At 68.6% G+C, this 22,208-nt stretch carries 18 protein-coding genes and 1 pseudogene; 4 read left to right on the forward strand and 15 right to left on the reverse strand.

Annotation, left to right across the window (positions count from 1 at the left end; translation table 11 throughout):
- Positions 1-123 precede the first annotated feature (123 nt).
- Positions 124-681: a PadR family transcriptional regulator gene (locus tag WS78_RS24100; RefSeq protein WP_059581913.1), complete on the reverse strand. Its 558-nt coding sequence runs from the start codon at positions 679-681 to the stop codon at positions 124-126.
- Between the two features lie 147 nt (positions 682-828).
- Here WS78_RS24100 and WS78_RS24105 point away from each other — a divergent pair, with 147 nt between their 5' ends.
- The 3 genes from WS78_RS24105 (at position 829) to WS78_RS24120 (ending at position 4,599) form a co-directional block, all read left to right on the forward strand.
- Entirely contained in the window at positions 829-2,850 is a 2,022-nt protein-coding gene (locus WS78_RS24105; RefSeq protein WP_059581908.1) for an oxidoreductase, read from the forward strand.
- 121 nt (positions 2,851-2,971) lie between these two features.
- Positions 2,972-3,412 carry a nuclear transport factor 2 family protein gene (locus WS78_RS24110; RefSeq protein WP_038745345.1) on the forward strand — a complete coding sequence of 147 codons (441 nt, stop codon included), beginning with the start codon at positions 2,972-2,974 and terminating at the stop codon, positions 3,410-3,412.
- A 401-nt stretch (positions 3,413-3,813) separates the two neighbouring features.
- Positions 3,814-4,599 (forward strand): helix-turn-helix transcriptional regulator, encoded by a 786-nt coding sequence (locus WS78_RS24120; protein WP_038745343.1) that lies wholly within the window; start codon positions 3,814-3,816, stop codon positions 4,597-4,599.
- On the opposite strand, the gene WS78_RS24125 is transcribed toward WS78_RS24120, so the two are convergent.
- The 14 genes and pseudogenes from WS78_RS24125 to WS78_RS24190 form a co-directional block, all read right to left on the reverse strand.
- On the reverse strand, positions 4,596-5,993 hold the full coding sequence (locus WS78_RS24125; protein WP_059581903.1) for a DUF6687 family protein: 1,398 nt from the start codon (positions 5,991-5,993) through the stop codon (positions 4,596-4,598). The two genes, WS78_RS24120 and WS78_RS24125, sit on opposite strands and share 4 nt — an antisense overlap.
- Before the next feature lie 18 nt (positions 5,994-6,011).
- Positions 6,012-6,503: a DUF2165 family protein gene (locus tag WS78_RS24130; RefSeq protein WP_059582243.1), complete on the reverse strand. Its 492-nt coding sequence runs from the start codon at positions 6,501-6,503 to the stop codon at positions 6,012-6,014.
- A gap of 74 nt (positions 6,504-6,577) precedes the next feature.
- Entirely contained in the window at positions 6,578-7,981 is a 1,404-nt protein-coding gene (locus WS78_RS24135) for an MFS transporter (protein WP_059581900.1), read from the reverse strand.
- Positions 7,982-8,015: 34 nt separating this feature from the next.
- Positions 8,016-8,879: a VOC family protein gene (locus WS78_RS24140; protein ID WP_059581897.1), complete on the reverse strand. Its 864-nt coding sequence runs from the start codon at positions 8,877-8,879 to the stop codon at positions 8,016-8,018.
- A gap of 2 nt (positions 8,880-8,881) precedes the next feature.
- Complete coding sequence (locus WS78_RS24145) at positions 8,882-9,934, reverse strand: methyltransferase (RefSeq protein ID WP_059581892.1); 1,053 nt, start codon at positions 9,932-9,934, stop codon at positions 8,882-8,884.
- A 61-nt stretch (positions 9,935-9,995) separates the two neighbouring features.
- Positions 9,996-11,090, reverse strand: a complete 1,095-nt coding sequence (gene ribD / locus WS78_RS24150) for a bifunctional diaminohydroxyphosphoribosylaminopyrimidine deaminase/5-amino-6-(5-phosphoribosylamino)uracil reductase RibD (protein WP_059581887.1) — start codon at positions 11,088-11,090, stop codon at positions 9,996-9,998.
- Between the two features lie 106 nt (positions 11,091-11,196).
- On the reverse strand, positions 11,197-12,180 hold the full coding sequence (locus tag WS78_RS24155) for a formylglycine-generating enzyme family protein (RefSeq protein ID WP_038745330.1): 984 nt from the start codon (positions 12,178-12,180) through the stop codon (positions 11,197-11,199).
- Between the two features lie 15 nt (positions 12,181-12,195).
- On the reverse strand, positions 12,196-12,888 hold the full coding sequence (locus WS78_RS24160) for a 1,6-didemethyltoxoflavin N1-methyltransferase (protein WP_038745328.1): 693 nt from the start codon (positions 12,886-12,888) through the stop codon (positions 12,196-12,198).
- A complete protein-coding gene (locus tag WS78_RS24165; protein ID WP_059581881.1) occupies positions 12,885-14,582 on the reverse strand; it encodes a WD40 repeat domain-containing protein in 1,698 nt (565 codons plus the stop codon). The genes WS78_RS24160 and WS78_RS24165 overlap by 4 nt, the downstream gene beginning before the upstream one ends.
- Positions 14,579-15,223 carry a GTP cyclohydrolase II gene (locus WS78_RS24170; RefSeq protein WP_059581877.1) on the reverse strand — a complete coding sequence of 215 codons (645 nt, stop codon included), beginning with the start codon at positions 15,221-15,223 and terminating at the stop codon, positions 14,579-14,581. The genes WS78_RS24165 and WS78_RS24170 overlap by 4 nt, the downstream gene beginning before the upstream one ends.
- 18 nt (positions 15,224-15,241) lie before the next feature.
- Positions 15,242-15,444 (reverse strand): annotated as a pseudogene (locus WS78_RS37775) (hypothetical protein); the annotation flags it as partial.
- A 31-nt stretch (positions 15,445-15,475) separates the two neighbouring features.
- Positions 15,476-17,104 carry an efflux transporter outer membrane subunit gene (locus WS78_RS24180; protein ID WP_226377301.1) on the reverse strand — a complete coding sequence of 543 codons (1,629 nt, stop codon included), beginning with the start codon at positions 17,102-17,104 and terminating at the stop codon, positions 15,476-15,478.
- A complete protein-coding gene (locus WS78_RS24185) occupies positions 17,101-20,211 on the reverse strand; it encodes an efflux RND transporter permease subunit (RefSeq protein ID WP_038744921.1) in 3,111 nt (1,036 codons plus the stop codon). The genes WS78_RS24180 and WS78_RS24185 overlap by 4 nt, the downstream gene beginning before the upstream one ends.
- The gene (locus WS78_RS24190) at positions 20,208-21,305 is read right to left on the reverse strand and encodes an efflux RND transporter periplasmic adaptor subunit (RefSeq protein ID WP_059582865.1); all 1,098 of its coding nucleotides are present in this window, start codon (positions 21,303-21,305) and stop codon (positions 20,208-20,210) included. The genes WS78_RS24185 and WS78_RS24190 overlap by 4 nt, the downstream gene beginning before the upstream one ends.
- Before the next feature lie 150 nt (positions 21,306-21,455).
- On the opposite strand from WS78_RS24190, the gene WS78_RS24195 reads away from it, so the two are divergent.
- The gene (locus WS78_RS24195; protein ID WP_038744919.1) at positions 21,456-22,154 is read left to right on the forward strand and encodes a helix-turn-helix transcriptional regulator; all 699 of its coding nucleotides are present in this window, start codon (positions 21,456-21,458) and stop codon (positions 22,152-22,154) included.
- Positions 22,155-22,208: the final 54 nt, after the last annotated feature.

Consider the following 22,208-nt stretch of genomic DNA (forward strand, 5'->3'; position numbering starts at 1 on the left):
TAGCCGCTGTGGCGCGCGCATGCGCCGATCGGCGTCAAGTGTTTGCAGAGCGACTCGCCGTGACTCGATGCGGCGGCCGGCGCAGTCGGTCGCGCGGGGCGCGGCCGGCGCGCGCCCGCGGCCTCACGCGCCGCGCCGCTTCGATTTCTCTGCGGGCATCGACAGAATGTCGAGCGCCTGTTGCATCAGCTCGATGCTCTGACTCTCCTGCATGATGCCCGCGTGCAGCACGAGATGCTGCAGGCGACGATCCTTCGTGTTCATGTCGTGCGCGAAATCGCGCGCCTCGATCTCGCGATAGAGCGCGAGCTTTTGTCGATGCAGATCGAGCCGCCGCTTGATTTCGTCGCCGAGCCCCGTCGGCCCGACGACCGCTTCCGCGCGCAGCCGGATCATCAGCTCGTCGCGCAGCGGCTTCGGATCGTCGTGTTGCGCGATCCAGCGTTTGAGCTCCTTGCGGCCCGCGGGCAGTATCCGGTACGCGCGTTTGCGCCCGCGAGCCTGCTCGACGGGCGTGGATTCGACCCAGCCTTCGTCCTCGAGCCGCGCGAGCTCGCGGTAGATCTGCTGATGCGTCGCGTGCCAGAAGTAGCCGATCGAGCGGTCGAAGCGGCGCGTCAGCTCGGAGCCTGAGCCCGGGCGTTCGGCGAGGGAGGTGAGCAGCGCGTGAGGCAGGGACATTGACGAGCGGGCGAGTGGTCGAAACCCTTGCATCTTGCCATACCGCGCAGCGTCCGCCCGTTTAGAGCACTCACTTTATGCAACGCGTTGCAATTGAAAGGCGATGTCGATATATTTATGCAACCCGTTGCAAAAAAAGAGCGACCGATGACTTACTATCCCCACCTGACGGCTCCACTGGAGCTCGGTTTCACGTCGTTGAAGAATCGCGTATTGATGGGCTCGATGCACGTCGGGCTAGAGGAAGCGCCCAACGGCTTCGAGCGGATGGCCGCGTTCTACGCGGAGCGCGCGCGCGGCGAGGCGGGGCTCATCGTCACGGGCGGGATCGCGCCGAACGAGCGAGGCCGGATGATGCCGGGCGGCTCGATGCTCACGACGGAGGAAGAGGCCGAGCGCCACCGGATCGTCACGCGCGCGGTGCACGACGCGCACGGCAAGATCGCGATGCAGATCCTGCACTTCGGCCGTTATGCGTATCACCCGTCGCTCGTCGCGCCGAGCGCGCTGAAGGCGCCGATCAACGCGTTCACGCCGCATTCGCTGTCGGCGAGCGAGGTCGACGCGACGATCGACGATTTCGTGCGCTGCTCGGCGCTCGCGCAGTACGCGGGCTACGACGGCGTCGAGATCATGGGCTCCGAAGGCTATCTGATCAACGAATTCATCGCGGCGCGCACGAACCATCGTGACGACGAATGGGGCGGCCCATACGAAAATCGCATCCGCTTTCCGGTCGAGATCGTGCGGCGCGTGCGCGAGCGGGTCGGCGCGAATTTCATCATCATCTACCGGCTGTCGATGCTCGACCTCGTCGAAGGCGGCTCGACGCTCGACGAAGTGATCCGGCTCGCGCAGGCGGTCGAGGCGGCCGGCGCGACGATCCTGAACACCGGCATCGGCTGGCACGAGGCGCGCATCCCGACGATCGCGACGAAGGTGCCGCGCGCCGCGTATGCGTGGGTGACGAAGCGGCTCGTCGGCAAGGTCGGCATTCCGCTTGTCGCGACGAACCGGATCAACACGCCGGAAATCGCCGAGCAACTGCTCGCCGAAGGCTATTGCGACATGGTGTCGATGGCGCGGCCGTTCCTCGCCGATTCGCAATTCGTGCGCAAGGCGCGCGAGGGCCGCGCCGATGAGATCAACACCTGCATCGGCTGCAACCAGGCATGCCTCGACCACATCTTCAGCGGCAAGATCACGTCGTGCCTCGTCAACCCGCGCGCGTGCCACGAGACCGAGCTCGTGATCGCGCCCGCCGCGCAGCGCAAGCGGATCGCGGTGGTCGGCGCGGGGCCCGCGGGCCTGAGCTTCGCGGTCACGGCCGCCGAGCGCGGGCACGAGGTCGAGCTGTTCGAGGCGTCGCCGGAGATCGGCGGGCAGTTCAACGTCGCGAAGAAGGTGCCCGGCAAGGAGGAGTTCCATGAGACGCTGCGCTATTTCCGCCGGCAGATCGAGCTGCACGGGCTCACGCTGCATCTGAACACGCGCGCCGACGTCGCGCGGCTCGCGGGCGGCGGCTTCGACGAAATCGTGCTCGCCACGGGCGTCGTGCCCCGCGTGCCCGACATCGACGGCGTCGATCGCGCCAACGTGCTCGGCTATCTCGACGTGCTGCGCGACGGCAAGCCGGTCGGCGCGAACGTCGCCGTGATCGGCGCGGGCGGAATCGGCTTCGACGTCAGCGAATATCTGACGCAGACGGGCGAAAGCGCGAGCGTCGCGCCGCCGAAGTTCTACGCGGAATGGGGCATCGACGTCGGCTACGAGCAGCGCGGCGGCGTGCGGATGCCGCACGTCGACGCCGCCGCGCGCAACGTGCATCTGCTGCAGCGCAAGGCGTCGAAGGTCGGCGACGGGCTCGGCAAGACGACGGGCTGGATTCACCGGACGTCGCTGAAGTCGCGGCGCGTTGCGATGTCGTCGAGCGTGTCTTACGAGCGGATCGACGACGCGGGGCTGCACGTGACGATCGACGGCGAGCCGCAGACGCTCGCGGTGGACAGCGTCGTCGTCTGCGCGGGCCAGGAGCCGCAGCGCGAGCTGTACGACGGCCTGCGCGCGGCGGGCTGTTCGGTGCATCTGATCGGCGGCGCGCACGTCGCCGCCGAGCTCGACGCGAAACGCGCGATCCTGCAGGGCACGAGGCTCGCGGCATCGATCTGACGCGGGCGGCTCGCCGCGCCGCACGTGCCGATGCGCGTGCGGCGCGGCATCACGGCAGATCACGGCACGTCACGTCGCACGACAGTGCGACATCAACCATTGACTGACAAGGAGACGCGACATGACTTCGATTCCCGCCGGCGTGCACCCGGCCGTGCTGCCGTCACTCGAGCGCTGGCATGCGATGGTCGCCGCGCACGACATGACCCGGCTGGCCGATATCGCCGATCCGAATGCGGTGTTCCGCTCGCCGATCGCGCATTCGGCCTACGCGGGCGCGCCCGCGCTGGTGCTCGCGATCGGCACGGTCATCAACGTATTCGAGGATTTCGTCTATCACCGGCAGCTCGCGACCGACGATGGCCTGAGCGTCGTGCTCGAATTCAGCGCGCGAGTGGGCGACAAGCAGTTGAAGGGCGTCGATCTGATCCGCTTCGACGAAGCGGGCAAGATCGTCGAGTTCGAGGTGATGGTGCGGCCGGCAAGCGGCTTGCAGGCGCTCGGCGCCGAAATGGGCGCGCGAATCGGCTCTCGCCTGCCCGAGTTTAAATCGAATGTGTGAACGATAAGCGAATAAAAATAGAAATAGAGATTTTCGCTTTATAAAACACTAATAGCGCCTTCAGGCTAAATATTACGATTGCATTGCTTTAAACTTCGAAACGGGTCGCGCGGGCGTTGTGCCGCGCACGTGTGACCGCCTCTTCTCGTCGATGATCCGCGAACGAATTCGCGGATCGTTTTATTTCGAATACGCGACAGTCGTGTTTCAAGACATGGCGGAACACCGATCTTCCGATCGGATTCGCGCGTGCGCGCGTCGGCGCGCACGCGCGACGCCGTTGCGCATGCCGACATGCAGTGATCGATCAAGCAGTGGAGGAGACTGTTTCGTCCGCTCGCGCATTGGCGCGCGCGGCGAACTCGCAGGTGCGACGGAAAAAAATACCAATTGGAGGCCTGATGACTTGTTTCGTTGACCAACTGAAGTTGATTTTCGATCATTATCCCGGTCTTTGGGGCTGCCAGGACAGCCAGTCGCGATTCATTCACGTCAACGATTCGTTCGCGCGAGTCGTCGGCGTGCACAATCCGCGCGAGCTCGAGAACAAATCCGCATTCGATCTGCCGTGCGGATCGTCGAATTGTGCGGACCAATTCCAGGCGCAGGACCGCGAGGTCCGCGAAACCGGCCGGGCGATCAAGGTGCTCGACATCCACCCGTATGCGTCGGACGTCTGGATGGCGTTTGTGTTCACGAAAATTCCGCTTGTCGACAGCAACAAGGAGATCGTCGGCACGATTTTCCATGCGGCGGAGGTGTCGCAGCTCGACATGGTCACGCTCGGCCGCGTGATCGGCGATTCGTACACGGGCAAGCGGGTCGGCGATCCGTTCGAGCAGGGCACCTACCGGATCGATTCGCCGAGGGACGCGCTCGCGCTGACCGAGCGCGAACGGCAGGTGCTGTTTTTTCTCGCGCGCAACAAGACGGCGAAGGATGTCGCGAACATCCTCGGCTTGTCGGCCCGGACGATCGAGCAATACGTGGAAAACCTGCGCTGCAAGTTCTCCGCGTCGAGCAAGAACGAGCTGATCGATCTGGCGTCGGGCGCCGGCTATTGCAACCGGATTCCGCAATCGTTGCTGCGCAATCAGCTATCGGTGGTGCTCGAGCGCGCCGCGCCGCAAGGGCCGGCCAGCGCGCTGGCGGCTGCCGGGCAATCCGCCGTCGTCGCGATGCTCTAGCCGAGCGCGCCGCTCGCGACGCGAGCGAGCGGCGCGTCGTCGTGCGGCTCGGCGGCGGGCGTCGGCTCCCACGCGGCGGGCGCGACCGCGAGCAGCCGCTTCAGCTCGCGCACGATCGCGTCCGCCGGAATGCCGCTCGGTCGAATGCCGTCATGGCCGAGCCTCGGCATGATGTGCTGCACGCCGTCGTACTGCCAGCGGCACGCGTGCGGCTCGACCGCCTGCAGCGCGCGCGCGAAGATCGACAGATCGCGCCGCGGCCGCGGCGCCGCCGATACGCGTTCGACCCACCCCTCGTAGCGTTGATGCACGACGACGTCGCCGTGCGCGACGAGCGCGAGCGTCGACAGCGGCGTCCGGTTGTGGAAGCCGATCGGCGATAGGCCGAAATAGCGCTGCGACGCGCATCCGCGCAGCGCGTTTGCGGCGGGCAGGCGAAACACCGCGAGGTCGAGTTCCGGATGCTGCTCGAGCGCCGCGTCCGGATGATCGAGCAGCGCCTCGGTCGACGCGTGGTGCCGGTCGGCGTCGAGCCAGAGCTCGCCGGGTATCGATGGCGCGTCGAGCAGATCGCGCAGCACCGGCAGCAGCGCGCGGAAGACCCGCGCGATGCGCGTGCTTTCGTCGCGCGGCGCGCCGATGTCGCGCGCCGCGCGCGCGACGACGGTATTCAGCGCGAACGCGAGCCGCCGCGCGGTGTCCGAGCGGCCGCGCGCGAAGTCGCCGAAGCGGGCGACGTCGACGAGCAGCGCCTGATGGCGCAGCGCATGATCCGGCGCGATCAGCCCGTACACCGACGCGAGCCCGTCGAGATCGAAGTGATCGGTCGTCACGTGGCGCACGTCGATCTCGTCGAGCCTCTCGGGCACGAAGCGCAGCACGCTCTCGGTCGACAGGTTCGCCTTGTATCGCGCGGGCGTGCGGTTCGCCGGCCAGTGCGACAGCGTGAGCCGCGTCGCCGCGTTATGGGTCGCATCCGCCGAGATGTTCGGCACGTCGCGCGCGTGCTCGAACGGCAGGAACGAAAGCCGGTCGCCGGGCGTGAGCGTGACGGCCTCCGGCTGCGACGCGGGTGCGGCGTCGGCTTCGCGCGCGAGCGCGGCCGCGATGCGCGCGGCATCGGCATCGGCATCGCGCAGCGCCAGCTCGCCGTGACCGCCGAAGTCGTAATGGAGCGTGCCGAGATTGCGTCGGCGCAGGTCGAACGGGTTGCCGTCGCGCGTGACGGCGCCGCCGCCGGCGATCACGTTTTGCAGATCGATGAACTGGTTTTCGCGGATCGCCACGACGCGGCCCGCGAGCAGCCGCAACTCGACGCCGTCGAGCCGGGCCGCGACGTCGTCGTCGAACCGCACGACGTGATCGCCGTCGTGGAGGGAGAGATGGGTCGTCATCGCAGTGATCCTGTCAAGTCAAGTTGTCGTACCGAGGTGGAACAGCAGATAGGCGGCGATCGACCAGACGACGAGCGCGATGTGGGTCAATTGCAGGCCTTCCTGCCGTATCCAGTAGCCGTACCACAGCCCGCCGAGCAGCAGCGCGAGCGCGCAAGCGGCGAAGCCTGTCGCGCCGGCGTCGAGCCACGGCAGCGCGGGTGCATGCGGCGCGGGCGTCGCCAGGCACTGCCAGAGGCCGCCCCACATCGCGATCGCGGTGAACGCCTGCAGCAGCACGATGATCGCGAGCGCCGCGCGGTGCAGGCCGCGAGACGTCGTCGCGCGGCGCAGCAGCGGCGTGTCGACGGGCGGGTCCTGCTTCAGCAGCGCCATGCTCATCGTGCGGCCGACGGTGTTGGTCGTCGCCGCGAACGTCTGCACGTTGTTGATCGTGACGATCGTCGCCCATCCGGCGATCGCGAACGCGTGCAGGCTCTTGAATAAATCGATCTCGGTCAGCAGGCTCATCGTGCGTCGTGCTTGTCGTGTTGCGGGGAACGGCAGGGCGCCGCGCGCCGCGATGGCGGCGGCGCGCGCGGCGGTCATCGGGCGCGCACGCGCCGCGCGACGAGCGCGGCGAGCACGGGCGCCGCCGCGAATACCGAGAAGAGCCACGCGGCCGCCTGCTGCGCGCCCGCGAGGCCGCCCGGCTCGGAGAAGCCGGCGAGGTTCGCGACGAGGCCGGCGAGCGCGGAGCCGATCGCGGTTGCATAGAGCTGGACGGTGGTGATCGACGTCGACGCGAGATCTTCCTGGCCAGCCGGCGCGCTCTGCAGCACCTGCGTGAGCAGATGCGGCCAGCCGACGCCGATGCCGACGCCTACCGCCGCGAGCGCCGCGCACAGCACCGCGAGGCCGGGCCCGGCGCTCAGCAGGTGCGACGGCGGCACGACGATCGCGAGCGCGACGAGCGCGAGCACGACGAGAAGCGGCCCGCCGCGCACGAGCGCCTGCGCGGTGCGCGCACTGCGCCCCGAGCTGAACAGCGAGCCGGCCGTCCAGCCGGCCGCCATCAGCGCGGTCAGATAGCCGGCGAGCAGCGGCGGGTAGCCGTGAATGATCTGCAGGAAATACGGAACGAAGATCTCGGTGGTCATCCCGATCACGAGCAGGCTCATGCACGCGTAGATCGCGCCGAGCGGCGCGCGCACGTCGTACGCGCCCGTCGGCAGCAGCCGGATCGTCGCGCCGCGCTCGAAGCGCGCGATCAGGATGGCGATCGCGATGCCGGCCGCGACGCCCGCGACGTTCGCGACGATCTCCCTCGACAGGCTCGCGACCGACACGACGAGCACCGACACCGCGAGCAGCAGGATCTTGCCGATCGCGGGCCGCGCGGCCTGCGCGCCCGACGCCTCGCGCGCGGGCAGCTGGACGATCACGATCAGCGCGAGCACGACGGCGACGGGCACGAGCGCGACGAACGCGAGCCGCCACGTGCCCGACTGCGCGAAGATCCCGCCGATCGCGGGCCCGCACAGCGTCGCGACGCCCCACATGCCGGACACCATCGCCATCGCGCGCGACCACAGCCGCTCGTCGAACACGATGCGAATCAGCGCGTAGCTGAGCGCGAACAGGATGCCGCCGCCGAAACCCTGCGCGGCGCGGCCGACGAGCATCCACGGCATGCCGTTCGCGCCCGCGCACGCGAGCGTGCCCGCGCAGAACACGACGAGCGCGACCAGATACGCGGCGCGCGGGCCGAAACGGCTCAGCACGTTCGCGGACAGCGGCGCGCCGATGATCGAGGCAGCCATGAACAGCGTGGTGTTCCATGCGTAGTACTCGAGCCCGCCGATGTCGCGCACGACCGAAGGCAGGATCGTCGTCGCGATGTAGATGTTGATCGCGTGCAGCGCGACGCCGCCTGCGAGCGCGATCGAGCGCAAGCCGTTGCGGCCGGACAGCAGCTCTCCCCACGAAGGGGCGGTGATGGAACTCATGGACTACCTCGTCGGTTGCTGGGTTGGATGGGCGTCAGGATGGCGACAGATGCTGCGAGATCAGGTGCGGATTGCTCTCGAGCATTTCGATCTCCGGAGAATAGACTTCGATTTCGAGCCCGTCGGGGTCCTGGAAGTAGAAGGCGGTGCGCACGCGGTCCGGGCCGGCGTGATAGCCGGGCGCCGGGCCGTTGCCCTTGACGATCCTGATGCCGCCGTCCGCCTCGACGAGCGCGGCGATCGTCTTCACGCCGTCCGGGTCCGAACGCACGCCGAAGTGATAGCCGGGCGGGTAGGCGACGGCGTCCGCCTGCTCGATGAAGAAATCGAAGCCGTTCAGCTCCATTACAACCTTCTTCGGACCGAGGTTGTAGCAGTAAGAGGCTCCAAAGATTCGGCGGTAGAAATCGACCGATTTGTCCAGATCGCGCGCAAGGATGTTGATGTGGTTCACGCGCAGCGCGCGCGGCTGGCCCTGCTCGGGTTCGTCGCGCAGCCGGCGCCACATCTTGATGCACGCGGTGAACGTCGCGAAGCTCGCGAGCCAGTCGCGCGCGATGTCGGACGACGCGTCGGCCGCCGTCAGCTCGAGCGCGAGCGGATAGCAGAACGCGCTCGAATGGCCTTCGCGCCAGACCGCGGGCGCTTCGCCTTCCGTGCCGGCCGGATCGATGCGGATCTGCGCGGCGGCCGCCCAGCCGGCCGTGCCGGCGCGCTCGGCGCTCGCCTCGGCCGACGCCGAGCGGGACAGCACGAACACGCCGTCGGGCGCCGCGCCGTTCGTCTCGGGCGCGCGCAGCCGGTAGCCGGCCGCCGTGCATTGCGCGGACAGCGTGCGCGTGATCCGTTCCGCGTCGGCGGGATTGACGTCGAGATTGATCAGTTCGAAGACGAGCATGGTTAGACCTCGCTGGCGGGACGTTGACCGATGAGCAGCGTGTAGCGGCCGATCGAACGCTCGCTGACCGACAGGCCGTTGTCGCGCACGACGCCGGCGATCCACGGCGTCGGATGCAGTTCGCCGTGATTCGTGTTCACCATCATGTGCAGCGAGAAATCGGCGGAGAGCGCGGGCGTCACGCGATCGCCGTTCATCGTCATCGTGAGGATCAGGAGGGCGCCGCCCGGCTTCACGAGGCCGGCCGCGTGGCCGATCACGGCGCGCGCCTCCGGATCGTCGAAGTAGTGCAGGCAGTCGTTCAGCATCACGACATCGGCCGCGCCGCCCTCGAAGTTGCGCGCGTCGAGCAGGTTCTTCTCGAAGAACTCGACGCGGCCGGCCAAGCCGTGCGCCTTGACCGTCTTCTGCGCGGCGTCGCGGGTCGTCGGCAGATCCCAGATCTGGCCCGTCAGCTCCGGGTGGCGGCGCAGCACTTGCGCGAGATACGTGCCGTGGCCGCCCGCGAGATCGATCACGGTGCGCGCGCTCGCGAACACGCCCAGGCCGCTCACCACGTCGACCATCGGTTGGCTCAGGCGCACCATCGCGTCGTTGAACGCGTCGCGCGCGCGCGTGTCGTGCGCGAAGCGGCTTTCCTGCTGGAACGCGAGCGGCTTCTCGCTGCGCAGGATCTCGCCCAGGCGCGGCCAGTTGTCCCATTGCAGATGCTGATGCTCGACGATCGGGCCGATGTAGTCGGCGCTCGTGGTCGTCAAGTAGCGCGCGGTCAGCTCGGTGCTGCGGAACGCGTCGCCTTCCTTGGCGAGCAGGCCAAGCGCGACGAGCGCGTGCAACAGGATCGCGGCCTTGCCCTCGACCATGCCGAAGCTCGCCGCGACTTCGGCGGGCGTGCGGCTCGTTTGCGTGAGATCGAACAGCTTTTCGGCGACGGCGTAATGCAGGATCGCCGATTGCCGGTATTGGTCGGACAGCTTCACCAAGTCGACCACCGAAGTCAGTGCCGCCTTGTCTTCGGTCGACTCGTAGATGGTCTCGACAGCAGATGCGTTCATTGAGGTCCTCGTTCGATGTGGTGCGGGGAAAAAACGGTGCGCGACGCTGGGCGCCGCGCGGCTATTGAAGTACGGCGCGCCCGGGCGGACGCGCGAGACGGCGCAGCAGGATGCGCTGGCCGCAGCCGATCGCGAGATGCTGAAACGGCCGCAGGCCCCAGCGGTGCGCGACGTCGTCGATCGACGCGACGAGCCGCGGCGCCGGCACGGGCGCGCCGCAGCGTGACGGGTGCACGTAGAGCAGCAGTTCGTCGGCGAGATCGCCTTCGAACAGCGCGTCGCACAGTGAGAGATCAGCGTCGACGAACAGCTCGTTCGCGCCCTGGGCGGCAAGACGCGCGAGCGCGTCGGGCAGGGGCAGGTCCGCTTCGGCGTCGATGCCCGACTCGATCGGTGCGCCGGCTGACGGCGCGTGGGCCTGGCGAGCGCCTTCGCGATGCAGCGCGAGCGTCGGCACGCCTTCCGCCGTCGCGGGCGCCGCGTCGAGCGCCGCGCAGTCGCACGAGCGAACGACGTAGCGCGGCGCGGCGCCGTTCCTCGCCACAGCGTAGGCCGGACCTTGCGGCGCGAGCACCACCGAGCTGCGCGCGCGCCAGTGCCGGATGTCGTCGCGGGACTCCGATTCCGTCACGTCGAGCACCGTTCGGTCGATTTCGTCGAGCGGCCCGTCGATCGACAGGATCAGCTTCGCGCGCGTCCATGGCCGGCCGCGCTCGATCCGGCTGAAGAAGCCGATGTTCAGCTCGCGCGCGTAACCTTCCATCAGCCCCTGTTCGACGACGATGCCCGCGTCGGCGAGGCGCGCGGCGCCGCGCCCGGCTACCTGCTCGAACGGATCGCGCGCCGCGATGACGACGCGCGCGACGCCCGCCGCGACGAGCGCGTTTGCGCACGGCGGCGTCCTGCCGTAATGCGCGCACGGCTCGAGCGTCACGTATGCGGTCGCGCCGCGCGCGCGCTCGCCGGCCTCGCGCAGCGCGTGCACTTCCGCGTGCGGCTCGCCCGCGCGCCGATGCCAGCCGGTGCCGAGCACCTCTTCGCCGCGCGCGATCACGCAGCCGACGCGCGGATTCGGATGCGTCGTGTAAAGACCCTGTTCGGCGAGCCGCAGCGCGCGGGTCATGTGCGCACGGTCGATGTCGGAAAACGTGCTCATCGTCGGTCGTCCGTCGAGGATGCGGCGCGCGCCATTCGTGCGGGGCGGCCGCGGGCGGGCGGCATCGATGCGCGGCGCGCGCGCCGATCGGCGATCCGCGCGGCGCTCATCGCGACTCCACGAGCCGGAAGCCCATTGCGTAGATGTCGCGCTGATAGCGGCCGTGACGGCGCGCGCAGCGCGCGAGATCGCCGAAGCGCGTGAAGCTGCCGCCGCGCGCGATCCGGTAGCTGCCTTGCGTGACGGCGAGGTCGTCGTCGATCGGCGCGCCGCCCGGATACGGGCGATAGTCGTCCGCGACATATTCCTCCACGTTGCCGGCGAGATCGTCGATGCCGAACACGCTGCGGCCGAGCGGGAAGATGCCGACGGGCGTCGTCGACAACGGTCCGGCCTCGACCGTGTTCGCCGCGCGCGGATCGAACGCGTCGCCCCACGGATACTCGACGCCCGCGCCGCCGGACGCCGCGTACTCCCATTCGGCCTCGGTCGGTAGCCGGAAGCGCCGCCCGGTCGCTTCGCTCAGCCAGTGCGCGTACGCATCGGCCGCCTCGGCGGGCACCGTCCAGACCGGATGGTTCGCGCGCTCGACCGGATAGACGCCGAACGTCCACGACGTCGGCAGCCACGGCGCGTCCGTCTCTTCGAGGAAGAGCCGGTATTCGAGGTTCGTGACCGGATAGCGCATCATCCGGAACGCGGCGAGCTCCGTCGTGTAGCGCGGGCACTCCTTCGCGATCCACTCCTCGATCACGCCGACGCGCTCCCATTCGGCGACGACCTGCGGCACCCGTTCGGGCTCGGTGCCGAGACGCGCCTGCGCGGCGGGCACGTCGCACATCGCCGGATCGAGCGGGCGGATTCGCGCGTCGCCCGCGAATCCGAGCAGCGTGCCCGCCGCGTAGCGCCGCTCGAACGGCGCGTCCGGGTCCTGCGCGATCGCGCTCCACTGCTCGGGCGCGGCGCGCAGCAGGTCGAGATGCGTCGAAAACACGGTCGCGCTCGTACGCGCGACGAACAGGTTCTCCGGCAGCGCCATCGCCGCGCGGTCGCTGAGATAGTTCGGGTTGTCGGCCAGCTTGAGCGTCATAGGCATCAACTCGCGTCAGTCGGTTCGGGTTTTGCGAACCGTCAGCACCAGATAGTGCAGGCCGGCCTTCGGCCGCGGCACGCGGTGGCTGCTGACGGGCGTGAAATGCGCGGCGGCCAGCAGTTCGACGAGCTCGGGCTCGGTGAACTCGCGGTAGAGGCGCTGCGCCTGGTTTGCGTACAGCCGCCCCGGGCCGTCGGACTCGAACACCGAGATCGTGAAAAGCCCTTCGGGGCGCAGCAGCGCATGAACGCGCGCGAGGTACGCGCCGTACGCGTCAGGATGCTGATGGTGCAGGCAGCCGTTGTCGAGCGCGCCGTCGAAGAGCGCCGCGCCTTCGAATTCGGACACGGCGCGCGTCACGAAACGCACGCGCTCGCCCCAGCGCTGCGCGAGTTGCGCCCACTCCGGCGGCTCGACGAGATCGACCGCCGTCACCTGGTGCCCGTGCTCGAGAAAGTACGCGGTGTCCCGGCCGCGGCCCGCGCCCGCGTCGAGAATGTCGGCCGGGCGGCCGAGATGCTCGTGCAGGATCGCGCTCGCCGGGCGCATCGCGGCCTCGTCGGTCCAGACGTCGCGCCCGTCGTGGTAGCTCGACACGAAATCCGAGCGCAGCACCGCCGCGTACTCGCGCGGCGCGGCGAGCGGCCCGTCGACGGGCGCGATGGTGCGCTGCGCGTCGATGTAGTGCGGTTCGGCGGCGCTCATGCGCGCTCCAGCGGGATGCGATAGACGTTGCCGTCGTACGAGCTCGCGAGGAACGCGCGCGCGGCCGGGTCGTAGGAGAGCGACGACACGCCCGCGGTCGTCACGCGCACGTCGAGCGCCCAGCGCTTCTCGATCCGGTCGTAGACGGCGACGCGGCCGTTGTAGCTGCCCGTCGCGACGTGGCGGCCGTCGGCGCTCGCCGCGACGCACTTGATCGAGTGCGTGTGCGGCGTCGCGATCACGTCCGCGTGATGGTCGGGCGACCAGATCCGCAACTTCAGGTCCCGGCTCACCGACGCGAAGTAGCCGCCGCCGAGGCCCGCGCAGCCGTTCGCGATCTTGTCGTGCGCGCGCTTGAGCTCGAACACCGGCTCGAGCGTCGATGCGCTATACCAGGTCGCCGACGCATCGGCCGCGACCGAGAAAATCTGATCGCCCGAGACCGCGATGCCCTTGACCGCGTTCGCGTGCAGCGGCAGGTCGGCGACGTGCGTCGCCTTCGTGCCGTCGATCCGCAGCACGATGCCTTCGCCCGTGTACGCGCCGATCACCGCGTGCGCGACGCCGTCGCGCTCGAACGACGCGCCGCAGTTCAGCGGCGAACGGTGCTGGTGCAGCTCGCGGCCGCTGCGCGCGTCGAATACCTTGCCGAGCTGGCCGCCCGTCAGGATCAGCTCGCCCGCCGGCGTGAGGAAATTGCACAGGCTGCCCGTGCGCGCATGCTCGCGCTGATCGACACGCACGATGCCCGCATCGCCGATCGTCCACAGATGGCCGTCGACGGGCTCCACCGCGTTCACGCCGTGCGTCGGCGGCAGTTCGGCCGCGTCCCAGTGCTCGGTCTTCCAGTTGTAGCGGCGATAGCTCGAATGGAACGTCGAGAACACGATGTGCTCGTCGCCTTCGAACGAGCACGAGCGCGGCCACACCTCGGGCGGCAGCGCCGCGCCGCCGAGTGCTTCCGGCTGGCCGGACGCGCCGATCCTCCAGAGCCGCATCGTGCGGTCGTACGACAGCGACACGAGCAGGCCCCGGTCGCCGTCGAGCACGAGCCGCTTCACGCCCGCGTCGTGCGCGTCGATCGTCGCGCGCGCGCCGTCGACGCCGATCGAGATGATTTCGCCCTCGTCATTGCCCGCGAAAATGCGGCCGTCGGCGGCGATCGCGATCGTGTCGGTTTCGATGCCGTCGAGATCGATGTCGGCGACGAGGCCGTTCTTCGCGAGCGACCAGCGCTTGATCGTGCCGTCGTCGCTCGACGACACGATCTCGTCGGTGCCGCGCATCCATTCGACGGAGATCACGTCGGCGGCGTGGCCGCCGAACGTGTTCAGCAGCTTGCCGCTGAAGTCGTAGACCCGCACGCGATGATCGCGCGACGCGGTCGCGACGAGCGGCTTGTCCGGATGGAACGCGCTCATCTCGACGTCGTCTTCCTGGTCGGCGAACACGGCGACGAGCCGCAGATCGGGCACGGTCCAAAGGCGCGCGCTGTAATCGGACGACGACGTGACGACGTACGCGCCGTCCGGCGAGAACGCGCCCTGGTTCGCGAGATGGTCGTGCATCGCGCGGGCGAGCGGACGCTGGGTCTTCGCGTCCCACAGGATGACCTGGTTGTCGTAACCGGCAGTCAGAACGTATTGGTCGCGGTGCGCGGCAATCCCGCTGATCGGTGCGCGGTGAGTGATCATTGCAGTTCCTGGCTGAGGTTGATGGCGTGACGGTGGTGATCGATCTTCGCGCGCAGGTAGCCCTGGTTCGTGTGGTTGACGAACACGCCCGTCTGCCGCACGCGCTTGATCTGGATGCCGTGCTTCTCGATCTGCGAAATCTTGTCCGGGTTGTTGGTGACGAGCGAGATCTCGCTGACGCCGAGCGCCTGAAGCATCTGCGCGGCGACGCGGAAATCGCGCAGGTCGTCGGGGAAGTTCAGCGCGCGGTTCGCGGCGAACGTGTCGAGCCCTTGCGAGATCTGCAGGCGGTATGCGTCGAGCTTGTTGTACAGCCCGATGCCGCGGCCTTCCTGACGCAGATAGAGCAGGATGCCGCCTTCGCGGCCGAACATCGCGACCGACTCGTCGAGCTGCTCGCCGCAATCGCAGCGCGCGGAGCCGAACACGTCGCCCGTCAGGCACTCGGAATGCACGCGCACGAGCGGCGCGTCGGTGAGCGGCCCGAAGACGAGCGCGAGATGCTCGGCGCTGTCGCAAAGGCCCTGGAACGTCACCATCTCGGCCTCGTACCGCTGCTGGTCGGCGCGCGGACGGATGGGTACGTTGACGCGCGTACGGACGGACGCGCTCAGCGTTGGGGGGATACGACGATCATTCATGCTGTGCCTCAAGGTTATTCAACATTGAGATACGCATCGCGAAGAACACGGAAGTCTTGTTGCTTTGTTGTTATGTCTGCTGGGTGAATCGATTTCCGTTTTGTTGCTGTCTCTCGGGTTCTAGGCGAGCTCTTGATTGGCTGCTGCGTCCGATTGTGCAAAAGCTTCGCCGATTGTGCATCCGTACCGATTACGGTATCGCCGGTCATTGTTCGATTCGTATCGCCGTCTCTTAATTGGTTGCGTGCTCAACTAATTTTTGGTGGACAAAATCGCTACCGCCATCGCCGCCGCGGGCACGGCCGCACGTCCGTAGTCGACGGGCGCATCCGCTGGGCGCGGCGTGTCGCCCGCGCGCTCGATCCAGCCGCCGCCCAGCGCGCGGTACAGATCGACGAGGTTCGTCCAGCGCGCGAGCCGCGCGCTGATCAACTGCTGCTGCGCCGTGTACAGATCGGTCTGCGCGGTCAACACCGACAGATAGCTGTCGACGCCGTTCTTGTAGCGCAGGTCCGACAGATCGTAGCGGCGCTGCTGCGCGTGCTCGTTGCGCTCGAGCGCCGCGATCTGCTGATCGTACGTGCCGCGCGCGGCGAGCCCGTCCGACACCTCGCGGAACGCGCTCTGGATCGCCTTCTCGTAGTTCGCGATCTCGATGCGCTTCTGCACGTGCGCGAGATCGAGGTTCGCGATGTTCTGCCCGCCCTCGAAGATCGGCAACGCGATGCTCGGCGCGAACGACCACGCCGCCGTGCCGGCCTTGAACAGGCCGCCGAGCGTCGGGCTCGCGGTGCCGAACGCCGCCGTCAGCGAGATCTTCGGGAAGAACGCCGCGCGCGCCGCGCCGATGTTCGCGTTCGCCGCGCGCAGCGCCTCCTCGGCCTGCATGATGTCGGGGCGCCGCGTCAGCAGATCGGACGGCAGCCCGGCCGGCACGTCGGTCAGCAGGTTCTGCGCGTTGAGCGGCAGGCCGGCCGGCAGATCGTCGGGCAGCGGCTCGCCGATCAGCAGCACGAGCGCGTTGACCGCCTGCGCACGCGCGCGCGCCTGCGCCTGCTGGTTCGCGAGCGCCGTCTCGACGACCGTCTGCGCCTGCCGCAGATCGAGCTCCGAGCCGGTGCCGTTGTCGAACTGCAGCTTCGTGAGGTCGTACGACGCGCGCGCCGTCTTCAGCGTGTTCTCCGTGACCTGCAGCAGGTCGTCGGTCGACAGGAGCGAGAGGTACTGATCGGCGACGCTCGCGACGAGCGAGATCTCCGCGGCCTTGCGCGCCTGCGCGGTCGCGAAGTATTGCGCGAGCGCCTGGTCCTTCAGGCTCTGCACGCGGCCGAACAGGTCGAGCTCCCACGACGCGGACACGCCGACGTTGTAGGCGCGCGAGATGAGCGGCTGGCGCGTCGTCGACACGCCGGCGGGATAGCGCTGGATCGAGCCCGTGCCGGTGCCGTCGAGCGTCGGGAACAGGCCGGCGCGCGTGATCTGATACTGCGCGCGCGAGGCCTCGACGTTCAGCACCGATACGCGCAGATCGCGGTTGTTCCTCAGCGCGATCTCGACGAGCCGCTGCAGGCGCGGATCGACGAAGAACTCGCGCCAGCCGATGTCGACGGCCGACTGGCCGTTCGCGCTGCGCGCGCCGGACGCGGCGCCCGGCTGCGCGGCGTAGACGCCGTCGGTCGGGAACGCGCCCGACACGGGCGCGGCCGGACGCTCGTAGCGCGGCGCGAGCGTGCAGCCCGTCGCGAGCAGGGCGGCCGCGACGGCGATCGAGCAGGCCGCCGAGCGCGTGATCGAGGCGGCCGCGCCCGGCGCGCGGCGGTGGCGGCGCGCGTTCGGCGCCGTATCGTTGGGAAAGCGATGCATCGTGTCGTTCATGGTCATCGGATTGCCGCGAGGAGTTGCGCGCGCTCGCTGCGCATCGCCGCGCCGTGGTCTTTCGCGACGAACGTGTAGACGGTGGGGAGCACGAACAGCGTGAAGAGCGTGCCGACCAGCATGCCCGTCGACACCGTGATGCCGATCGCGAAGCGGCTCGCCGCGCCGGCGCCAGCCGCGAACACGAGCGGCACGAGGCCCGCGACCATCGCCGCGGTCGTCATCAGGATCGGCCGCAGCCGCACGGCTGCTGCGCGCTCGATCGCGGCGCGCCGGTCGAGCCCTTCGTGGCGCTGCAGATCGTTCGCGAAGCTGACCATCAGAATCCCGTGCTTTGAAATCAGGCCGATCAGCGTGACGAGCCCGATCTGCGTGTAGATGTTGAGCGTCGCGAAGCCGAGGTAGAGCGGAGCGAGCGCGCCGCAAATCGACAGCGGCACCGACACCAGGATCACGAGCGGATCGCGCAGGCTCTCGAACTGCGCGGCGAGCACGAGGAAGATCACGATCAGCGCGAAGCCGAACGTGACGGCGAGCCGGTTGCCTTCCTGCACGTACTGTCGCGATTCGCCGAGCCAGTCGATCGAGAAGCCGGACGGCAGTTTCTGCGCCTCGAGGAACGCGACCGCTTCGCCCATCGTCACGCCCGCCGCTGGCACGGCGGAAAACGTCGCCGAATTCATCTGGTTGAACTGGCTGAGCGCGTTCGCCTGGCTGCCGTTCGTCACGTGGATCACCGTCGACAGCGGAATCATTTGGCCGGAGCCCGTCTTCACGTAATAGCGGCTCAGCATCTCCGACGACAGCCGCTCGCCGCGCGACACCTGTGGAATCACGTCGTACGAGCGGCCCTTGAAGTTGAAGCGGTTCACGTAGTTCTCGCCGACGAGCACGGCGAGCGTGTCGGCGATGTCCTTCATCGTCACGCCGAGCGTGTTCGCCTGATTGCGGTCGATCGTCACGCCCACCGCGCGGCTGTCGAACGTCAGATCGCTGTCGACGACCGCGAAAAGGCCGCTCTTTTGCGCCGCCGCCTTGATCCGCTCCATTTGCGCGTAGAGATCCGCGAAGCTCGACGGCGCGCGCAGCACCATCTGGATCGGCAGCCCGCCGCTCGACGCGGGCAGCGCCGGGAGCTGGAACGCGAACACGCGGTCGCCGCGGATCTGGTCGCCGCGCGCCTGGATCAGCGCCTGCAGTGTCGACGCGCTGCGCGTGCGCTTCTCCCAGTCGACGAGGTTCACGCCGGCGAAGCCGAGGTTGCTGCCGCCGTAGCTGTTGAGGATGAAGCTCGTGTCGGCTTCGGGCAGCGTGCGGAACACGCGCTCGATGTCGGGCGCGTAGCGCTCCATGTAATCGAGGTTCGCATACTGCGGCGCCTTTACCGCGACCATGATCGAGCCTTGGTCCTCCTGCGGCGCGAGCTCGCGCTTCACGCCGGAGAAGAGCAGCACGATGCCCGCCAGCACGCCGACGCCGATCAGGAGAATCGCCGGCCGCGCGGCGAGGCTCGCGTGCAGGCCGCGCTGATAGACGCGCGTGACGCGCTCGAGCGTGTGCTCGATCGCCTTCGCGACCCGGCCTTCGGACATCTTGCTTGTCAGGAGCAGCGAACCGAGCATCGGCGACAGCGTGAGCGCGACGATCCCCGACACGAGCACCGCGCCCGCGAGCGTGAACGCGAACTCCTTGAAGAGCGAGCCCGTGAGGCCGCCCATCAGCCCGATCGGCGCATAGACGGAGATCAGCGTCGCCATCATCACGAGCACGGGCGACGCGATCTCGCGCGCGCCGATCAGCGCCGCGCGCACGGGCGGCTCGCCTTCCTCGATGTGCCGGTGAATGTTCTCGACGACGACGATCGCGTCGTCGACGACGAGCCCGATCGCGAGCACCATCGCGAGCAGTGTCAGCAGGTTCAGCGAGAAGCCCGCCGCGAGCATCAGCGCGGCCGAGCCGACGAGCGACAGCGGAATCGTCAGCACCGGAATGATCACCGCGCGAAACGAGCCGAGGAACAGGAAGATCACGACGACGACGATCGCGATCGCCTCGGCGAGCGTCGAGCGGACCTCGGCGATCGACGCGTTGACGAAGCGCGCGCCGTCGAACATGTTCGCGATCTGGATGCTCGCCGGCTTGTTGCGCTCCATCGCCGGCAGCACCGCGCCGACGCCGCGCACGATTTCGAGCGGATTGCCGGCGGGCGTCGCGTTGACCGCGATGTACACCGCGCGCCGGCCGTTCATCAGCGCGCTCGAGTTGTAGTTCTCGCCGCCGATCTCGACCGTCGCGACGTCCTTCAGCCGCACGAGCCCGCCGCCGTTCGGATCGTTCTTCACGACCATCCCGTTGAACGCGCCGACGTCGGTCAGATCGGTGTTCGCCGAGATGTCGGCGATCGTGAGCGATCCCTTGACTTGACCGGGCGCCGCCTGCACGTTGTTCGCGCGAATCGCCGCGGCGACGTCGCCGGCGGACAGCCCGTGCGCGGCGAGCCGCGTCGCGTCGAGCCAGACCCGCATCGCGAGGTTCTGGCCGCCGAGGATCTCGGCCGACGCGACGCCCGGCACGGTCGTCACGAGCGGCTGCGCGACGCGCACCACGTAATCGGTGATCTGCGGGATCGACAGCGTGTCGCTCGCGAAGCCGAGGTACATCACGGCGGTCGGCGCGTCGGTCAGCTTCGTGATCACCGAGTCGTACGCATCCGCGGGCAGCTTGTACTTGACCTGCTGGACCTTCGCCATCACCTCGGTCATCGCACGGTCCGCGTTCGCGTTCAGGCGCAGCCGCGCCTTCACGACGCTCTTGCCCTGCGTCGTCGTCGACGTGATGTACTCGATCCCGTCGGCCGTCGCGATCGACTGCGCGATCGGCGTCGTCACGAAGCCCTGCATCAGATCCTGCGACGCGCCGGGGTAGTCGGTCTCGACGCTGATCGTCGCGCTCTCGAGCGCGGGATACTGGCGCACCGGCAGCGACATCAGCGCGCGCAGGCCGACGAGCAGGATCAGCAGGCTCATCACGAGCGACAGCACCGGGCGGCGGACGAATACGTCCGTGAAGCGCGCGCGGGTTGCGCCCGAATCGTGAGGCGTGCCGGCGTTCATTGCTCGGCTCCCGACGATGCGCCGTCCTCGAGCGCGACCTTCACCTTGTCGCCCGCCGCGAGCCTCACCTGGCCCGACGTGACGACCACGTCGCCCGGGCGCAGGCCCTCGGCGATCGCGATGCGGCCTTCGGCACGCCGGCCGGTGCGCACGGGCTGCAGCCGCACGACGCCGAGGCCGTCGCGGCCCGGCTTGCCGACGACGAGCACCGATTCGCCGCGCTGCGACGTCTGCACCGCGGTGTCGGGCACCGTCAGCGCGCGCTCGCGCGGCGGCAGCTCGAGCCGCGCCTGGATGTACATCCCCGGGCGCAGCAGGTGACCGGGGTTCGCGAGCGTCGCCTGCACGGCGACGTTGCGCGTGTCGGCGCCGACCTGCGGCTCGATCGCTCTCACGCGGCCGACGAGCGTGCGATCCGGATACGCGTCCGTCGTGATCGACACGTTCTGGCCGAGGCGCAGCTGGCTCAAGCTCTTCTGCGGCACCGTGAAGTTCGCGTACAGCGTGTCGAGATCGGTCAGCGTCGCGATCGCGTCGCCCGCGTTCAGGTATTGGCCGAGGTTCACGCGGCGCAGGCCGAGCACGCCGTCGAACGGCGCGCGCACCGCCTTTTGCGTGATCACCGCCTGCGTCTCGCGGATGTCGGCCGCGGACGCGTCGAAATCGAAGCGGTGCTGGTCATAGATATTGCGCGGCTCGGCGCCCGTCTGCGCGAGCGCCTGCGAGCGATCGAGCTGGCGCTTCGCGAACGCGGCCTTTGCCTGGATCGACGCGAGCTTCGCGCGCTCGGGCTCGTCGAAGAGCTGGACGATCAGTTGGCCCTTGCGCACCGTCGTGCCGGCCTCGAAATGCAGCGCGACGACGCGACCGGCCGCTTCGGGCGCGAGCGTCACCTGGCGGACCGCGTCGAGCGAGCCGACCGCGTCGATCGACACGCGCTCGGGCGCGGCGCGCACGGCGACGGCGGAAACCGTCAGCGCGGGCGGGGGAGCGGGGGGATGATCGGCGGCCTGCACGCGGCTTTCCCGCCACAGGAACAGCCCGCCGAAAATGAACGCCAATAGCGCCAATGCAAGCAATAGCCGACGGCCCATGGAAATCTCTCAGTCATTTTGTAAGAATCGGGGACATGATTTGTCTGACAACGGAATAAGTCAAGAATATCCTTGGTTTATTTGGGTGATTGGCGTGGCCGGCTTGCGTTATCGTTGCATTGCGCAAGCCCAACATTTGATAATGCAGCGATGGACGATACTTTTTCGAAGCAGGAAATCCCGGTTTCCGAGCGCGTGCTGAACGTGCTGAAGCGCCGCGGCCCGTTGCAGGCGGCCGAGCTCGGCGCGTATCTCGGCACGACGGCCGAGGCCGCGCGGCAGCAGTTGAAGAAGCTCGAGGCGGACGGGCTCGTCGAGGCGGAGAACGTCGCGCAGGGCGTCGGGCGGCCGGCGCGGATCTGGCGGCTCACGCCGCTCGGCCACGGCCATTTCCCGGACGCGCACGCGGACATGACGGTCGACCTGATCCGGATCATCCGCACGACGCTCGGCCAGCCGACGCTCGATCTGCTGATCTCCGCGCGCGAGACGGAGATGCGCCGCACGTACACGCAAACGCTCGAGGGCGTGACGGACCCGCAGACGCGCATCGCGCGTCTCGCGGAACTGCGCGACCGCGAAGGCTACTTCGCCGAATGGTCGCGCGCGCCCGACGGGGACGGCTGGCTCTTCATCGAGAATCACTGCCCGATCTGCGCGGCCGCCACCGCGTGCCAGGGCTTCTGTCGCTCCGAGCTCGAGATCTTCCGCGAGATGCTCGGCGATGCGCTGACGATCGAGCGCATCGAGCATATTCCGGTCGGCGCGCGCCGCTGCGCGTACCGGATACGGCCATGCGCCGCCGGGGAGCCGGATGCGGAAGGGCGCGCGCCGTCGCGCGACGAATGACCGGGCGCGTCGCGATTCCGCCCCGCGCCGTCCTTCGCGCCCGGGCGGCCTGAC

The organism is Burkholderia savannae (assembly GCF_001524445.2).
Taxonomy (GTDB): domain Bacteria; phylum Pseudomonadota; class Gammaproteobacteria; order Burkholderiales; family Burkholderiaceae; genus Burkholderia; species Burkholderia savannae.

Excerpts from the sequence above, each read along its gene's own strand:
- WS78_RS24100 (WP_059581913.1), bottom strand. The coding sequence starts at position 681 with ATGTCCCTGCCTCACGCGCTGCTCACCTCCCTCGCCGAACGCCCGGGC.
- WS78_RS24190 (WP_059582865.1), bottom strand. The coding sequence starts at position 21,305 with ATGGGCCGTCGGCTATTGCTTGCATTGGCGCTATTGGCGTTCATTTTC.
- ribD (WP_059581887.1), bottom strand. The coding sequence starts at position 11,090 with ATGAGCACGTTTTCCGACATCGACCGTGCGCACATGACCCGCGCGCTG.
- WS78_RS24170 (WP_059581877.1), bottom strand. The coding sequence starts at position 15,223 with ATGAATGATCGTCGTATCCCCCCAACGCTGAGCGCGTCCGTCCGTACG.
- WS78_RS24110 (WP_038745345.1), top strand. The coding sequence starts at position 2,972 with ATGACTTCGATTCCCGCCGGCGTGCACCCGGCCGTGCTGCCGTCACTC.
- WS78_RS24185 (WP_038744921.1), bottom strand. The coding sequence starts at position 20,211 with ATGAACGCCGGCACGCCTCACGATTCGGGCGCAACCCGCGCGCGCTTC.
- WS78_RS24120 (WP_038745343.1), top strand. The coding sequence starts at position 3,814 with ATGACTTGTTTCGTTGACCAACTGAAGTTGATTTTCGATCATTATCCC.
- WS78_RS24155 (WP_038745330.1), bottom strand. The coding sequence starts at position 12,180 with ATGACGCTCAAGCTGGCCGACAACCCGAACTATCTCAGCGACCGCGCG.
- WS78_RS24195 (WP_038744919.1), top strand. The coding sequence starts at position 21,456 with ATGGACGATACTTTTTCGAAGCAGGAAATCCCGGTTTCCGAGCGCGTG.
- WS78_RS24135 (WP_059581900.1), bottom strand. The coding sequence starts at position 7,981 with ATGAGTTCCATCACCGCCCCTTCGTGGGGAGAGCTGCTGTCCGGCCGC.
- WS78_RS24160 (WP_038745328.1), bottom strand. The coding sequence starts at position 12,888 with ATGAGCGCCGCCGAACCGCACTACATCGACGCGCAGCGCACCATCGCG.
- WS78_RS24130 (WP_059582243.1), bottom strand. The coding sequence starts at position 6,503 with ATGAGCCTGCTGACCGAGATCGATTTATTCAAGAGCCTGCACGCGTTC.
- WS78_RS24165 (WP_059581881.1), bottom strand. The coding sequence starts at position 14,582 with ATGATCACTCACCGCGCACCGATCAGCGGGATTGCCGCGCACCGCGAC.
- WS78_RS24180 (WP_226377301.1), bottom strand. The coding sequence starts at position 17,104 with ATGACCATGAACGACACGATGCATCGCTTTCCCAACGATACGGCGCCG.
- WS78_RS24145 (WP_059581892.1), bottom strand. The coding sequence starts at position 9,934 with ATGAACGCATCTGCTGTCGAGACCATCTACGAGTCGACCGAAGACAAG.
- WS78_RS24140 (WP_059581897.1), bottom strand. The coding sequence starts at position 8,879 with ATGCTCGTCTTCGAACTGATCAATCTCGACGTCAATCCCGCCGACGCG.
- WS78_RS24125 (WP_059581903.1), bottom strand. The coding sequence starts at position 5,993 with ATGACGACCCATCTCTCCCTCCACGACGGCGATCACGTCGTGCGGTTC.
- WS78_RS24105 (WP_059581908.1), top strand. The coding sequence starts at position 829 with ATGACTTACTATCCCCACCTGACGGCTCCACTGGAGCTCGGTTTCACG.